Here is a 15,808-nt window from a genome sequence, read left to right on the forward strand (position 1 = left end):
CGGGCAGCCGACGGCCGTGAGCGCCGGGCCGTACGGGCGTCTAACCGCGCCGGCGGGTCCCCCGGAGCCGCAGTGCGATTGTGGTGAGCGCCGTCACGAGCGCGATCAGGCCCAGCACGACGAGCAGGTTCCGCCCGTAGTCCAGCGGCAGGAGTGAGGGGTTGTCGGCCCGCCGGCCGATGCCCGCGACCATCGGCAGGGCGACGAGGGACAGCACGGCCGCGACGGTCAGCGCCGCCCGCACCGGCGACGGCTTTGTCAGCCTCCCGACGGCCACGCCGGCGAGCAGGACCAAGGGCACGAGCACTCCGTCGTGCGCCGCGATCAGGCCGCCGAACCACAGGGCCCAGCCGAGCGGGTCGGTCTGGTGGGCGTTCACGACCAGTCCGGCGATCCCGGCCACGACCAGTCCGCCGCCCAGGCCGTAGCCCAGCCAACGCCCCACGTTCACCCCGCCACCACCTTCGACACCCACTTGGTCTGGAGCACACCCGGCCTGTTCGGCGCGATCAGCCGTACGGGGAAACCGTGGTCGGGCGCGAGCGGCGCGCCGTCGATCCGCAGCGCCAGCAGCGTGAGCGGGTCGTTCCAGTGCGGTGGCCGCACCTCGCTCGACCGGTATCCCCCGCCCCTCTCCAGCGACTCGACCGTGAGCACGGAGCCAGGCGCGACACCCGCCAGGGCGGCGAGGTCGCGCAACCGGATGCCCGACCATTCGGCCTCGGCGCTCCAGCCCTCCACGCAGGCGATCGGCAGCCGGACGGTGTGCTGGGGGAGCCGCAGCAGGTCGTCGTACGCGAGGGACAGCGGCGTGCGCACCGCGCCGGTCACCGTGAGCCGGTATCCCGGATCGCGGATCGCCGCGGTCACTCCCGCCGCCGCCGCGGACTTGTTGACCGGGAGGCCCTGCGGACCGGCATGCGGGTCGCGCGGCGCCAGCAGGGCGAGCCCGGAAAGCGGCGCGTACGTCTCGCCCACCGTGAACAGGACGGTGAGGCCCGACGCGGCGGCCACGGTGCCGAGGAAACGCCGCCGCGCCGTGACCGCCTCCCGGGGCTCGACCTCCTCCCGCGTCCACAAATTCCTGCGCACCTTCGCCCATTCGTTCACGACGTGAATGACCAGGGCCCCGTACAGAAGGTATGCCGTCCAGTAGTGCGCGACCGGAAAGGAGAACGGCCAGAGGTAGGCGTACGAGATGTTCAGCAAGCCGGTTATCAATTGAAACAGCGAGGCACCGACGAGAACGAGCACGAGCGCGCGTTCCACGGCGTGCGAGAGCGATCGGAAGGGCGGCCACTGCCACAGCTTCGGATAAACGGTCCAGAGTTTCGCGAAAAGCAGCGGAATCGTCGCCAGCCCGCCGATCACATGCAGGCCCTGCGTGACCCGGTAGAGCCCGACCGGCCGGGACGGCCAGGCCAGCCGGCCGGGGGGATGCTGCATGAAGTGGCTGAACAGGCCGGTGACGAAGGCGACGGTGAAGCTGACGCCAAGCCACAGGCCGAGCCGGGTGGCCACCCGTTCGGAGTGCAGCCCGCTGGTGAAGCGGCCGGGCACGCTCCGCATCAGCGTTTCGATGCGTTCCTTCATGGCGAAATCACGCACCCTCTATTTCCCGGCACGGCGGCGAATCGACATCCGCGCCGGGAAGGAAATTCACAGGCACAGTCGCGACCATACCGCCGCCCGGGATCGCGAATGCTTACGGATCAATGACGGGCCGCGGGGAGAAATCGGCGCGGAAAGCACCGGAATCCGTCGCAGGCACGGTCCGCGGCGGGCCGTTCCCCGAGATCGCCGCCGGAGCGTCAGATCGTGCTGCCGGTCAGCCGCTCGCTCAGGTCCCACAGGCGGTCGGCGAGCTGCGGGTCGACGGCGTAGGACATCACCCCGACAGGTGTCTCCACCCGGCCCGTCATCACGTCGACGGTCTCGTCGTGCGAGGTGAGCAGCGGGGAGATCTCGTTGTTCTCGCAGTAGACGCCGCCCATGCCGTCCAACTGCGGGGCGGTGGCGCACCAGACGATGGTCGAGGCCCCCTGTTCGGCGGTCTTACGGCCCGACTGCGGGTCGATGACCCGGTTGCCGTGCTCGTCGACGAGGTCGTTCGTCCGGAGATACTCCGGCGTGGTCCACGGGCTGAGGTTGGTGCCGATGATGAGACCCGGGTGCAGGCTGAAGCCGCGAATGTCGTCGGCCTCACCACGCCGGTCCAGCCCCACGGAGAACAGGATGTTGGCGGTCTTCGACTGGCCGTACCCCAGCCACCCGTCATACTCGCGCCGTTCGAAGTTCGGGTCGTCGAAGATCACGGGTGAGAGGTGGTGCGCCCAGGCCGACACCGTGACCACCCGCGCGCCTCCGGCCCGGCGCAGAGCCGGCCAGAGTCGCGTGGTGAGCTGGAAGTGTCCCAGGTGGTTCGTGGCGAACTGCGCCTCATACCCGCGGGCGTTCCGGGTCAGCGGCACGTTCTGGATCCCCGCACAGTTGACCAGGATGTGCAGCGGCCGCCCGGTGGCGAGGAACCTGTCGGCGAACGCGTCGATCGAGGCCGGATCCATCAGATCCACCTGCTCGATCTCGACGCCGTCGATCCCCGCGAGCGTGTCGCGGGCACGGTCCGGGAAGCGCACCGGGACGACGACCGTCGCGCCGGCGGAGCGCAGGGCCCGGGTGGTCTCCAGACCGAGACCGGAATGGCCGCCCGTGACGACCGCGGTTCTGCCTGAGAGGTCGATCCCCTTGATCACGTCGGCAGCGGTGGATTCGGCGCCGAAGCCGGAGCCGATCGGGTGTTGTGGACTGGTCATGCGAAATTTCTCCTTGAAGGATGCCGCAGATGCCGCCTGCCCCGCGTCTCTCGGATCTCGGAGGAGGCGTTCGCGCTCGTCCGGCTCCTGCTCGGCACGAGTCGCCGTTGCGGTCGCGTTCTGCGGCGGTGGGTGAGGGCGTCGGCCATGCCACTCCATGGCCGCGATCAGGCAGAGAAGGGTGCGGACGTCACGCCATCGTGGTCGAGCGGCTGAGCGTCTCCCAGGTGACCATGTCGGCCAGCAGGGACTCGTGGTGGGCACGCAACGCGTCGACCGCGTCGCCGCCGAGCACGAGGCGCAGCGGCGGGTTCTCGGCGTCGAGCACCTCGATGATGGCCGCGGCGGCCTTCGCGGGGTCACCCGGTTCGTTGCCCGCGATCCCCGCGACCATCTGCCGCAGACCTCCCGAGCTCTCCTGGTAGGCCGGGTTCTCCGGGGCCAGAACCATGTTGCTGGAGATCTTGGTGCGGAACATGCCCGGTTCCACCAGCAGTACCCGGACGCCCAGGGGCGCCAGTTCACTCGACAGCGCCTCGCTGAAAGCCTCCAGCGCGTGCTTCGCGGCGTCATAGCCGCCCAGCCCCGGGTAGGTCATCCGGCCGCCCAGAGAGCTCATCTGCACGATCGTCCCGCTGCCCTGCTCGCGCAGCAGGGGGACGACCGCCTTGGTGACCTCCGCGGCACCGAAGAAGTTGACCTCCATGAGTGAACGCAGCTGCTCCATCGAGGTTTCCTCGACGGCCCCGATCATGGTGAAGCCGGCGTTGTTCACCACGACGTCGATCCGGCCGTACAACGCCAGCGTGGCCCGCACCGCAGCGTCGATCGAGGCCGGTTCGGTGACGTCGAGCGCCACGATGTTGATCCGGCCTTCGCCCTGGTCGGCCAGTTCGGTCAGGGTTTCCGGCCGGCGGGCGGTGGCCATCACCCGGTCGCCGGCGGCCACCGCCGCCAGCGCCAGTTCGCGCCCGAAACCGGAGGAACACCCGGTGATCAACCAGACCCGGCCCTGTGTGTCGTTCTGCATCTTCCCGCTCTCGTTACGTGTTCGTCGTGAACACGAACGATGCTGCCCGCGGACGGCCGGCTACGGCCAACACCGGTTACCTGGCACGGCGGTAGGCTCAGACTGTGACCCCTGACCTGCGGCAACTCAGATACTTCGTCGCCGTCGCAGAGGAGTCGAGCTTCACTCAGGCCGCCGCCCGGCTGATGATCACGCAGCAGTCGCTGTCGCAGCAGATCACCGCACTGGAACGGATCCTCGGCGCGAAACTGTTCGACAGAGACAGTCGCGGCACCAAACTGACCGATATCGGGGCGTTGTTCCTGCCCGAGGCACGCGCGGTGCTGGATCGCGCCGACGAGGCCGTCACCGTGATCCGACGGGCCCTGCGCGGCGAGACCGGCCGGCTCCGCCTGGCCTTCCTGGCCACCGTCGCGAACCACCTGCTTCCACCGGTCGTCCGAGCCGCACGGGAACGTCTGCCCGACCTGGAACTCAGCACCGAGGAGACCGCCATCGGGCCGCTCGTCGGCGGCCTGTTCGACGGCCGCTACGACCTCGCGTTCACCCGCCCGCCGTACGTCCCGGGCCTCGCCTCCCGCACCGTCGCCACCGAACAGGTGTGCGCCGTCCTGCCCCAGGGGCATCCGCTCACCGACCGCACCGAGCTGACCCTGTCCCAGCTGGCGGACGAACGCTGGGTGATGACCCCGCGCAGTTCCTGGGAGCCGTGGCACCAGAAATTCGAAGAAGGCTTCCGCGCCGCAGGGTTCACTCCCGACATCGTCGCCCGGGACACCAGCGTTCAGGGGCTGCTCGGCCTCGTCGCGGCCGGCGTCGGGATCACCCGCCTCGGCTGGTCGGCGCACAACCTGCGCCGTACCGGCGTGGTGTTCATACCGCTCGCCGGGGAGCGCATGCCGACCGAGATGGTCTGGCGGCCCGGCCACAACTCGCCCGCGCTGCGCCGGATGGTGGAGGTGGTAACCGACCTGGCCGCCACGACGGACCTCACCGCCACCGGCTGACCACCCGCCGAGCGCCTGGGACACGCATGCCGGATCACCACAACCAGAGGCCACAGGCCGCTCCTGCCGCCGTGCCAGGTAACCGGTGTTGGCCGGTCCGGACCGGCCCAGGCCAGTATCGATCCTGAAAATGCACCACAGGGTGCCGTCCCGCAGAGCACAAGGAACCACCATGAGCAGTCCCAACCCGTTCCCCGAACAGTTCGCCGATCGGCTGGCGATCCGCGAACTGGTCGACGCCTACGCCCACCTGGCGGACCGACGCGACGCCCAGGGGCAGGCGGCACTCTTCACCGAGGACGCCCACGTCGCGGTGTACGACGGCGAACCCGGCGCCGAGCCGGCGCAGACCCTCAACGGCCGCGACGAGCTGGCCGCCGCCTTCGGCTCGCTGCGGAACTACGACAAGACGACGCACTTCAACGGTCAGAGCACGGTGACCGTCGACGGCGACCGCGCCACCGGCGAAACCTATTGCCTGGCGCACCATCTCTGGACCGAGGAGGGACAGCGCACCCTCATGGTCATGTCGATCCGCTACCACGACGCCTTCGTCCGGCAGGACGGCCGGTGGCTTTTCGCCGAGCGCCGGCTCATCGTCGACTGGGTCGACCGCCGCCCTTCGACCGCCTGACCGACTACGACAAAGTGGTACTTATGGTGACCCCGATCATTCCAGCCGATGACCCGATCAAGCCGGTTGTCGCAGCGTACGCGGCCACCTTCGAGAAGCTCGCCGCTGCCACAGGTCACGCACGACGAGGGCCGAACGGCGCTGTCTTGGCCGTCTCCGGGGCTCCGATCGCCACGCTGAACGCCATCATCAGCCCCGACGTGGAGCCGATCCCTGACGAGATAGCGGCGCTGGCAGCCTCCGAAGGCCGATGGGAGGTTCCCTGGAGCATCCATGTACGCGGAGAGGCGGGGCCTCTCGTCACCAAGGTGGCCGCGGAGCATGGGCTGACCCAGTTCACCAGACAGCCGTTGATGATACGCAGGCCCGAGCGAGGACTTCCGGCCGAACCGGCCATCGACTCCCTGCGTATTCGCGCCGTGCCGGCCGATGAACTCGACCTCTACGCCGAGACTGTCGCCGACGGCTTCGAGGCGCCGCGCGAGATGTTCAAGATGCTGGCCGACCGATCTCTTGCGAACGTCGACGGGCACACCTTCTACCTGGCAGAGCTGCGCGGCATACCGGTAGGGACAGGAATGACAGCCGTTTCGGGTGGCTTGACGGGAATCTTCAACATCACCACGCTGCCGAGCTACCGAGGGCGCGGGTACGGACGGGCCGTCACGATGGCGATGGTCCGTGCGGGCTACGCCGCCGGCGCCACCACCGCCTACCTCTACGCGAGCAAGATGGCTGAGTCCGTATACGAGTCGGCCGGCTTCCGCATCGAAGAACACCTGACCGTGATAACCGCTCCGGAGTAGGGCGGTATCCCCGCTGTAGCGGGAATCGCGCACGGCGACGCCACGCTCGCCCTGGTGGTCACACCGGAGACCGCCCTGGCGGTGTGGAAGCGTTCGGCGAACGACGTCCGCGACGTCGCCGCGCGGCCTGCGCCAATTCCTCCAGGCCCCAAGGCCTAGGGCGCGAGCACCAGCGTGTTCGCCGCGACCAGTCCGCTGCTCGCCGACATCGACGGCGTCTTCGGCGTGCCAGAGCACCACCCGCGTGCGGATCGGCTCGCCGATGGTGAACACCCGCACGGCGTCCGATCAATCCTTTCGTCCGCTTTAGCCGCGCTCGTAGCTATATGGACAGCACCAATCGGCAATGTCGGCTTTGGCTTCTCGTCGCCTCCGAGCAAGATCTCGCGGCTAGCGTCGTCCGGCACATCCCGCACGCGGAGGTCTGAAGCCATGCCTGAACTGTCCCGTAGAAATTTCCTCGGCACTGCCGCTGCCGTAACAGGAGCGGCCGCCGTCGGCGCCGCGTTGCCCAACGCGAGCGCCGCCGCAGCCACCACGCAGAAGAAGCCCGGTCACCCGCCCAAGCCGTACGGCGACATCCGTGACATCAAGCATGTCGTCGTGATCATGCAGGAGAACCGCAGCTTCGATCACTATTTCGGCGCCCTCAAGGGCGTGCGCGGTTTCGGTGACCGCTCGACCATCGTGCTCCCCGGTGGCAAGACCGTCTGGGAGCAGCCGAAGACGTTGACGGACGGGGCCGACACGCAGTACCCGTGGCGGCTGAGCGGGGCCAAGACCTGGAGTGGGGCGACCCCGCCGAGCGCCGAGCTCGGCGCCGCCAACTACGGCGGCACCAGCCACGGTTGGACCGACCAGCACGGCGCCTGGTACGGCGGCCTCATGAACGGCTGGTACTACGCCAAGGGCGGCCCGACCACGCTGGGCTACCTGGACCGCCATGACCTGCCGTTCCACTACGCCCTCGCCGACGCCTACACGGTCGGCGACGCCTACCACTGCTCCGTGCTCAGCGCCACCGGGCCCAACCGCACCTTCCTGTGGGGCGGAACGATCAACGCCGACCACAAGCACGGCAGCTTCACCGCCTACGACGGCGGCGACGAGCGCGGCAAGTTCCTGCCCTGGGAGTCGTACGCCGAGACGCTCCAGGCGGCGGGCGTCAGCTGGCGGGTCTACCAGTGCGCCGACGACTACGGCGACAACGGCCTGGAGTACTTCAACACCTTCGCGAAGCTCGACCCCACTCAGGGCGGGACGGCCGCACCGGGCGACGTCTACTACGACAACGGCGTGAAGAACGTCCCCGAGCCGGTCACCGGGCTGTCGGGCAACGCCGACAACCTCATCGCCGCGATCCGCGCCGACGTGCTGGGGGGCACCCTGCCCCAGGTGAACTGGGTCGTGAACAACCAGTTCTTCTCCGAGCACCCGGTCACGGCGCCGAGCAACGGCGCGTACTTCCTCCGCGGCGTGCTCGAAGCCCTCAACGCCGACCCCGACGTGTTCAACTCGACCCTGGTGATCATCAACTACGACGAGAACGACGGTCAGTTCGACCACGTCCCGCCGCCCGTGCCGGCGCCGGGCGAGGCGGACGAGTTCGTCTCCGGCACCATGGCCGCGTACGGCGTCACCGAGCCGCTCCCCGTCGGGCTCGGCTTCCGCGTGCCGCTCATCCTCATCTCGCCCTGGACCCGCGGCGGCTGGGTGACCTCGGAGGTCTCCGACCACACCTCGGTCATCCAGTTCATCGAGAAGTGGACCAGCGCGCTCGGCAAGCCCGCCGTCTCGCCCAACATCAGCGAGTGGCGGCGCAAGGTCTGCGGCGACCTGACGACCGCCTTCGACTTCGAGAAGCCCGTTTACGGCATGCCCGACCTTCCTGAGACCGGGCCTCTCATCCCCGAGACGCGGTACACCCCCCTGCCGGGCGACAACACGATGCCGACGCAGGAGGAGGGGACCAAGCGGGCGCGTCCGCTGCCGTACCAGCCGAACGCCAACCTGACCGGGTTCACCGGCGCTGTGGCGAACCTGACCTTCAGCAACGAGGCCCCCTTCGTGACGAAGGCGAGCCACTTCTCGGTGTACAACAACCGGGCCGGGCTCCCGACGCTGGCGCAGTACCCGGCCGCGTTCCCGGGCCAGTACACGGTCGCCGCGAAGTCGACGATGTCCGGGACCGGCGCCGTGGGCTCCTCCGCCGACGACACCGCGTACGACATCACCGTCACCGGCCCGAACCGGTTCCTGCGCCGGTTCGTCGGCGACGTCACCACCTCGGGCAAGGACCTCGTCGTCGAGGCGGACTACTACGACGGCAAGTCGACGAAGAACCCGAAGCTGAAGCTCTGGCTGCACAACAACGGCGACACCCGCGTGACGTTCACGATCACGCACAACAACTACATCTCGGGCAAGCCGCAGACCGTGAAGGTCAACGCGCACGGCAAGGAGGCGTGGACGGTGAACCCGGTGAAGGAAAGCGACGGCTGGTACGACGTGACGGTCACGGCCGACAACGACGAGGGCTGGTCGCAGCGCTTCGTCGGCCACCTCGAGACCGGTGAGGCCAGCATCACCGGCTGATCCGGCGACCGCACCGAGAACCACACCGAGGGCCAGGCCCTTCCCGCCGCACGGCCCTTCCCGCCACACCCGGACCGCGAGCGAATCGCGACCAGCCCGCGGGGAGGGCCTGTCCTTTCCGGGCACACGAACTCGCCCTCCGTGAACCGCGGTCAGTCCACGGCGATCAGCACACCCGCGACGGCCGCACCGGTCTCGGGATGTACGGCCAGCAGCTCGCCGACCGGCTCAAAAGACGGGCGCGCGACCACCTTCCCCGTCGCCCGCGCCGGCCACGGGGGCGTGAAGGAATCCACGTCGGTCAGCCGTGCCGGGAAGGAACCCGGAAAAGTCCCGGCACGCAAACTTTCTCTTGCATGGGTACTCAGCGCCCGCTGTACGCGTTGCTGTACGGGAACGAAAAAGGCCCTCCCGGATGGACCGGGAGGGCCTCTGAGCTGGAGCCGCCTAAGGGAATCGAACCCTTGACCCCTTCATTACGAGTGAAGTGCTCTGGCCGACTGAGCTAAGGCGGCACGCCGCGAGCGGCTTCGCACAGTCTACAGGTTCATCGCGGTTCTCGTGCACCGCCGGCACCGGAGCGTCGCGGCCCTGTGATCCCGCTCCCGGAGCCGGATGCGCACCACGGAGACCGTAAAACTTCCCCAGCCGCTTGTAGAGGCACTCTTTGCCCGATGAGCAGCAGAAACACGGCATACCAGGCGCATCTGTCACAGGAAAACCGCCGTGTCCCGCCCGATGACGCCCACGGGCCGCCAGACATTTGACCTCATCCTTCGCGGCCCTTGCCGGGAGGTCGCCGCCCGCCCTCGACAGGCGGCATGCTGGTCCTCGTCACGCAGGCGACGGCAGGGGAAACGACGGGTATGCGATCGGCCGGGCACAAAGTGAAGGTCACACCGCCGCGTACGTGGTACAGCGGCGGTCCGAGCCGGCGGATGGCGGTCGCGGCGCTGGCCGCACTGCTGCCGTTCACGGCGTGTTCCAGCCACGCGCCGACCGCCTCCGAACAGCCGAGCACCGGCGCGCGGACACAGCCGGCGGTCGAGGCGCCCACCGCCGAACTGCGCCCGTTCTACGCGCAGCGGCCCACCTGGCGCACGTGCGGCGACGGCTTCCAGTGCGCCAAGATCAAGGTGCCTCTCGACTACACGAAGCCCTCGGGCGAGCGCATCGAGCTCAGCGTGATCCGCCTGCCGGCCACCGGCAAGCGCGCCGGCTCCCTGCTCATCAACCCGGGCGGGCCCGGAGGCTCCGGCATCCAGTACGCGCGGGCCGCCCGCTCCGTGGTGAGCGACAAGGTGCGCGCCCAGTACGACATCGTGGGATTCGACCCCCGTGGTGTGGGCGAGTCGACCCCCGTCACGTGCATGACGGCCTCCCAGCTCGACGCGTACATCGGAATGGACTCCAGCCCGGACACGCCTGCGGAGGTCTCGGCGCTCAACAAGGTGTCCAAGCAGTTCGCCGACAGCTGCGGAGCCAAGTCGGCCCGGCTCCTCCCCCACGTCGGCACGGCCGACGCGGCCAGGGACATGGACGTCCTGCGCGGCGTCCTCGGCGACCCCGGTCTCACCTACCTCGGCAAGTCGTACGGCACCTACCTGGGCGCGATGTACGCCGACCTGTTCCCCAAGCACGTACGGGCACTCGTGCTCGACGGCGCGGTGGACCCGGCGGTGCCGTCGCTGAAGTCCAACGAGGTGCAGGCGAAGGGCTTCGAGGTGGCGCTGAAGGCCTTCGTCGAGGACTGCTTCCTCAACAGCGCCTGCCCCTTCAAGAGCCGCACGGTGGACGGCGCGATGAAGGAGATCAGCGACCTGCTGGCGAGGGCCGACCGGCAGCCGCTGAAGAACGACCTCGGCGACGGCCGGCCGGTCGACGAGGCGTGGGCGGTCATCGGCATCGCCACCCCGCTGTACGAGCGCGCGGCCTGGCCTCGGCTCCGGGAGGCCCTGGGCAAGGCGATGAACGGGGGCGACGGGACGGAGCTGCTCCAGATGGCCGACCTGCTGGTCGACCGGCGGTCCGACGGTTCGTACTCGAACCAGACCGAGGCGAACATGGCCGTCAACTGCGTGGACCACCCGTTCCCCAAGGCGCTCGACACGTACCGGCAGGCCGCGGGCGAGGCCGCCAAGGTGGCGCCGCACTTCGGACCGTTCGTGATGTGGGGTTCGCTGCCCTGCGCTTATTGGCCCGCGAAGTCCGTCGGCACCGACAAGCCGCTCAAGGCCGCCGGCGCGCCGCCGATCCTCGTCGTCGGCACGCTGCGCGACCCCGCGACGCCGTACGAGTGGGCTCAGGGGCTCGCCTCGGAGCTGACCTCGGGCGTGCTCCTCGGGTACGACGGCGACGGGCACACGGCCTACCGCAGCGGCTCCGCGTGCGTGGACAACGCGGTCGACGACTACCTGCTCGCCCTGCGCGCTCCCAGGAACGGCACCATCTGCCCGAAGACGGGCTGACAAGCGAGAGCGGTGGTCGCAGCCGGCCCGGGCGCTCGCGCCGCCGTCCATCTGACGGAGCAGGGTCGGCCCGGCGAAGCATGCCCGTACGTTAATTCTCCCCAGGGTGAAACTTTCACACGCGGTGGTCTCCTCGGTGGAGCCCCGACAACCAGTTCGCACAGGTGATCCGGCCGCTGGCCGCCGCCTCGGTGAGGCCCGCACCTTGACCGTCACCCGCGCATACGGTTGGCTCCGCCCACACGGCCATGGTCGTCATCCGTCGATTGTTAGCGTTCACATTAACGTAACCACGCCATCGATCACGCGGCGCGCACGGTGAGCGACCACCACCTGAGGAGGCGCATGTGAGATCCGCTTTTTCACTGTCCAGGCGCGTGGTCGCCTGGATCGTGGGCCTGCTGTGCGTGCTGGCGTTGCTTCCGGCCGGCGCGGCCAGGGCGGACAACCCGATCGTGCAGACCATCTACACCGCGGACCCGGCGCCGCTGGTCTACAACGGCCGGGTCTACCTCTACACCGGGCACGATGAGGACGGCTCGACGTACTTCACGATGAAGGACTGGCGGGTCTGGTCCTCGGCCGACATGGTCAACTGGACCGACCACGGCTCGCCGCTGAGCGTGTCCAGCTTCAGCTGGGCGAAGTCGGACGCGTGGGCGGGCCAGGCCATCTACCGCAACGGCAAGTTCTACTGGTACGTCCCCACGACCAACCGGTCGACCGGCAGGATGGCCATCGGCGTGGCCGTCTCCGACAGCCCCACCGGTCCGTTCAGGGACGCCCTGGGACACCCCCTGGTCGAGAACGGCGAGATCGACCCCACCGTCTACATCGACGACAACGGGCAGGCCTACCTCTACTGGGGCAACCCCAACCTGTGGTACGTCAAGCTCAACAGCGACATGACGTCCTACTCGGGCAGCCCGACGAAGGTCAACCTGACCACCTCGGGATTCGGCTCCCGCAGCGGGGACGCCAACCGGCCGACGCTGTTCGAAGAAGGCCCCTGGTTCTACAAGCGGGGCAGCCTGTACTACATGGTGTTCGCGGCCAAGTGCTGCTCGGAGTTCATCGCCTACTCCACATCCTCCAGCCCGACCGGGCCGTGGACCTACCGCGGCACGATCATGTCGACGCAGGGCAGCAGCTTCACCAACCACCCGGGGATCGTCGACTTCAACGGCGGTTCGTACTTCTTCTACCACAACGGCGCGTTGCCGGGCGGTGGCGGTTTCACCCGTTCGGTCGCGGTGGAGAAGTTCAGCTACAACTCCGACGGCACGATCCCGACGATCAACATGACCACCACCGGGGCGCCCCAGGTGGGCACGTTGAACCCGTACGTGCGTCAGGAGGCCGAGACCATCGCCTGGGAGTCCGGCGTGGAGACCGAGCCGTCCAGCGAGGGCGGCATGAACGTCGGGTTCATCGAGAACGGCGACTACATCAAGGTCAAGGGCGTCGCCTTCGGCACCGGCGCGACCTCGTTCTCCGCACGGGTGGCCTCGGGCGGCAGCGGCGGAAAGATCGAAGTGCGCCGCGACGGCGCCACCGGCACCCTCATGGGCACCTGCGACGTCCCGGGCACCGGCGGCTGGCAGAACTGGACGACCGTCTCCTGCTCGGTCACCGGCGCGAGTGGCACCCACGACCTGTATCTCCGGTTCACCGGCGGCAGCGGCTACCTGATGAACGTGAACTGGTGGCAGTTCACCGGCAACGGGGGGCCGACCACCAGCCCCTCGCCCACGCCCCCGGCATCGCCGTCGGCGTCGCCGTCGGGCACTCCGCAGGCGACGAGCGCGATCCGGGGCACGGGCTCGGGCCGGTGCCTGGATGTCACCGAGGCCTCACAGACCAACGGGGCACAGCTGCAGATCTGGGATTGCAACGGGCAGTCCAACCAGCAGTGGACCTCCACGAGCGCGGGTGAGCTGCGCGTCTACGGCAACAAGTGCCTGGACGTGAACGGTGCGGGCACGGCCGACGGCACCAGCGTGCTCATCTGGGACTGCAACGGGCAGAACAACCAGAAGTGGCGCTTCAACTCCGACGGCACCATCACCGCGGTCGGGGCGAACAAGTGCCTGGACGTGTCGAACTACGGCACCGCCAACGGCAGCAAGGTGCACATCTGGACCTGCCACGGCGAGACGAACCAGAAGTGGACCCGCGTCTGACGCCGTCCCCAGTCACCTGACTGTCCAGAGATCGGCCCGGCCAGGGGCGGCGCGCTGAGCGCCGTCCCTGGCCGGTCGCACGTCAGGCACGCCGGCGCGCGGCTCTCTCGATGATCGCCACCCCGGTCTCGGACTCCAGCGCCGGGGTGTAACCGGCGGCACGCAACCGGGCCAGGGTCTCCTCCTCACCCACCGCACTGATCAGGACGGTCGGGGCAATCTTGCGCAGGCCCAGCGCGCGCAGCGCCCGAGAGCGGGCGAGTTCCTCGACGAGCGCTTCATCGTCGGAGCGCAGGCAGCACCCGGAGCGCACCACCCGGACGTGCCCGTGCGTACGGGCGGTGTCCTTGATCAGATACTCCAGCGGTTGCGGCAGGGGCGCCTCGGCCACCTCGGCGAGCCGCGCGAGCAGGACGTCGGCCTCCTGCCCCCGGTCGAAGGCCCGGCGCACGGTCGAACCGGAGAAGCGCCACACCACGGCGTGCCCCTCCGACTCGCGGTCGGCGACGTCGTCGAGCAGTTCGGCGAGCTCCTGGCCGGGCATCCCGCGGACCACGGCCGTCAGATCGGCCTGGAAGAAGGCGGTGGCCTGCGCGGGCGGGAGCATGGCCGCCAGGGCGTCGGCCAGGGCGGGCTCCGGCGACGTCCAGGCCTCACCGCTGAGCAGCAGGTCGCGTACGACACGGCCGACGCCGGTGAGGGCGCCCCCGGCGACCAGGCCGAGCGACTCGGCCTCACGCACAACGGCGCCGACCAGATCGTCGCCCGCCCTCGACTCCGCGAAGTGGCGCGGGCGATGCCAGGCCGCCCGTTCCGTCACGTACGGCAGGCCGTCGGCGCCGACGCCCTTGCCCGGGGGAAGCGCGGCGAGCGCCTCGAAGACGGCACCTCTGATGCCGACCGCGTACGGATCCTCGGGCTCGGTGAGGGCGACCGGCGTCCCGGCCTCCTCCGGCCAGAACGTGTAGACGGCCGGTATGGTCGCCCAGGTGGCGATGATCGCCACCAGCCGCTCGGCGGGAGACCGCTTCAGCCAGTCGTCGTACGCCATCGCCGGCAGCAGGCTCACGACCGGCTCAGGCAGCTTGCCGCGATGACCCTTCGGCCGCTGCACCGGCTCGGCGTGCAGGCCGAGGAGTCCGGCCTGCATGGCCAGGTCGAGCCAGAGCCGGGTGACGTCCTCGGCCACGCCTGCCGCTTTGGCGATCCGCTTGGTGTCGCGGACCGCCAGACCGCCGGCCTTGCGCAGGACGGGAGGCTGGTCGGCACACGCGGCGAGCACGCGCTCGATCTGGGACAGCGCGGCGGTGGCGGCCGCCTGGCCGGAGCCGTCGGCCCGGGCGGCGTCGGGCAGACCGGCCGGGGGCCGCGGCGGCTCCGGGACGAACGGCACGCGCAGCTCGCCGAGGGCGGCCACGGCGACCTCGATCGGCACCTCCGCTGTGTCGTACGGCCCGGCGGGCAGGAGGAGCCCGCGCGCGGCCAGCCAGTCGGTGTTCGGGTCGCCGGAACCTCCCGGTCGGAAGGCGTACTTCGGCGCCTGCTGATAACCGAAGCCGCTGCGCGCCTGATAGGCGTGGGTGAGCACCTGCGATCCGTGCCCGATGATGTCGAGCAGCCACTCCCGGGCCTCCGCGGGAGCCTGGGCGAGCAGGGTCCGCACCCGCTCCTGGTCGGCGAGCAGGCCGAGCACGTTGCGCTCCGCGCCCTCGCGCGCCCTGGCCTTCGGGAATCCCAGGGTCTCGGCGATCGCATGGATCTCCGGAGCGTTGAAGTGGAGCCTGATGAGCTCGGCCGCCGGGCGGCCCAGCCCCGCTGACTCGGCGAGATGCGCGTGGACGCCGGTGGACACGATCACCTGGTCGTCGTGCGGCGGAAGCACCAACGCCATGTCGGCGAGCGCGTCCAGGGTGGCGGCGGCACGCGCCCGCAGGGCGGCATCGCTCCCGGCCAGCAGGTCGAGCACGTCGGCGCGCGGCACGGCCCTTGTCGCCGGGTCCGCGTCATGCCAGAGGTTGAGCAGCGGCCCGTGCCGCTGCGCCGCCAGCCACGCGACGGCCGACAGCGCCTGGTGCTGAGGAAGGGTGCAGAGCCGCGCGAGCGAGAGCGCCGCACGCGGCTGGAGCAGCAGCCGGGCGAGGTCCTGCGGGGTCACGTCGTCTTCGGAGGTGAACCCGACCCGGGCGAGGATCAGCCGCCGGTCCTCTGGCGACTTCGTCTTCAGCCATGTCTCAAGGCGGCGCCCAGTGCTCACCACCGCAGCGTAGTACGC

General features: G+C 69.6%; 12 protein-coding genes and 1 tRNA gene. 6 read left to right on the plus strand and 7 right to left on the minus strand.

Translation table 11 applies throughout. The features are described 5' to 3' along the window. Nucleotides 1–40: 40 nt before the first annotated feature. The 4 genes from ACGFIB_RS30575 to ACGFIB_RS30590 all read right to left on the minus strand — a co-directional run bounded on the left by ACGFIB_RS30575 (nucleotide 41) and on the right by ACGFIB_RS30590 (nucleotide 3,843). Nucleotides 41–451, minus strand: a complete 411-nt coding sequence (locus ACGFIB_RS30575; protein ID WP_393376582.1) for a hypothetical protein — start codon at nucleotides 449–451, stop codon at nucleotides 41–43. Beyond that, the gene (locus ACGFIB_RS30580; RefSeq protein WP_393376583.1) at nucleotides 448–1,593 is read right to left on the minus strand and encodes a molybdopterin-dependent oxidoreductase; all 1,146 of its coding nucleotides are present in this window, start codon (nucleotides 1,591–1,593) and stop codon (nucleotides 448–450) included. The genes ACGFIB_RS30575 and ACGFIB_RS30580 overlap by 4 nt, the downstream gene beginning before the upstream one ends. 218 nt (nucleotides 1,594–1,811) lie before the next feature. Next, on the minus strand, nucleotides 1,812–2,813 hold the full coding sequence (locus tag ACGFIB_RS30585; protein ID WP_393376584.1) for an SDR family NAD(P)-dependent oxidoreductase: 1,002 nt from the start codon (nucleotides 2,811–2,813) through the stop codon (nucleotides 1,812–1,814). A 190-nt stretch (nucleotides 2,814–3,003) separates the two neighbouring features. Next, nucleotides 3,004–3,843, minus strand: a complete 840-nt coding sequence (locus ACGFIB_RS30590) for an SDR family NAD(P)-dependent oxidoreductase (protein WP_393376585.1) — start codon at nucleotides 3,841–3,843, stop codon at nucleotides 3,004–3,006. 104 nt (nucleotides 3,844–3,947) lie between these two features. Between ACGFIB_RS30590 and ACGFIB_RS30595 the strand changes: the two genes are divergently transcribed. The 4 genes from ACGFIB_RS30595 (at nucleotide 3,948) to ACGFIB_RS30610 (ending at nucleotide 8,885) form a co-directional block, all read left to right on the plus strand. Next, nucleotides 3,948–4,850, plus strand: a complete 903-nt coding sequence (locus tag ACGFIB_RS30595) for a LysR family transcriptional regulator (protein ID WP_393376586.1) — start codon at nucleotides 3,948–3,950, stop codon at nucleotides 4,848–4,850. A gap of 172 nt (nucleotides 4,851–5,022) precedes the next feature. Beyond that, a complete protein-coding gene (locus tag ACGFIB_RS30600; protein WP_142575628.1) occupies nucleotides 5,023–5,484 on the plus strand; it encodes a nuclear transport factor 2 family protein in 462 nt (153 codons plus the stop codon). Between the two features lie 23 nt (nucleotides 5,485–5,507). Further along, nucleotides 5,508–6,290, plus strand: coding sequence for a GNAT family N-acetyltransferase (locus ACGFIB_RS30605; RefSeq protein ID WP_393376588.1), 783 nt, complete (start codon nucleotides 5,508–5,510; stop codon nucleotides 6,288–6,290). Between the two features lie 432 nt (nucleotides 6,291–6,722). Beyond that, entirely contained in the window at nucleotides 6,723–8,885 is a 2,163-nt protein-coding gene (locus ACGFIB_RS30610; RefSeq protein WP_393376769.1) for a phosphocholine-specific phospholipase C, read from the plus strand. 152 nt (nucleotides 8,886–9,037) lie between these two features. Here the strand turns inward: ACGFIB_RS30610 and ACGFIB_RS30615 are convergent, their stop codons facing one another. Both ACGFIB_RS30615 and ACGFIB_RS30620 read right to left on the minus strand, forming a co-directional pair. Further along, nucleotides 9,038–9,181, minus strand: coding sequence for a hypothetical protein (locus ACGFIB_RS30615; RefSeq protein ID WP_393376589.1), 144 nt, complete (start codon nucleotides 9,179–9,181; stop codon nucleotides 9,038–9,040). 142 nt (nucleotides 9,182–9,323) lie between these two features. Then, nucleotides 9,324–9,400 (minus strand) — tRNA-Thr (locus tag ACGFIB_RS30620). Between the two features lie 423 nt (nucleotides 9,401–9,823). Here ACGFIB_RS30620 and ACGFIB_RS30625 point away from each other — a divergent pair. Both ACGFIB_RS30625 and ACGFIB_RS30630 read left to right on the plus strand, forming a co-directional pair. After that, nucleotides 9,824–11,353, plus strand: a complete 1,530-nt coding sequence (locus ACGFIB_RS30625; protein WP_393376591.1) for an alpha/beta hydrolase — start codon at nucleotides 9,824–9,826, stop codon at nucleotides 11,351–11,353. 347 nt (nucleotides 11,354–11,700) lie between these two features. Continuing rightward, nucleotides 11,701–13,536: a lectin gene (locus tag ACGFIB_RS30630; protein ID WP_393376592.1), complete on the plus strand. Its 1,836-nt coding sequence runs from the start codon at nucleotides 11,701–11,703 to the stop codon at nucleotides 13,534–13,536. Between the two features lie 82 nt (nucleotides 13,537–13,618). Here the strand turns inward: ACGFIB_RS30630 and ACGFIB_RS30635 are convergent, their stop codons facing one another. Then, complete coding sequence (locus tag ACGFIB_RS30635; RefSeq protein WP_393376594.1) at nucleotides 13,619–15,790, minus strand: helicase-associated domain-containing protein; 2,172 nt, start codon at nucleotides 15,788–15,790, stop codon at nucleotides 13,619–13,621. Nucleotides 15,791–15,808: the final 18 nt, after the last annotated feature.

The sequence above is a fragment of the Microbispora bryophytorum genome, assembly GCF_043197435.1.
GTDB lineage: Bacteria > Actinomycetota > Actinomycetes > Streptosporangiales > Streptosporangiaceae > Microbispora > Microbispora bryophytorum.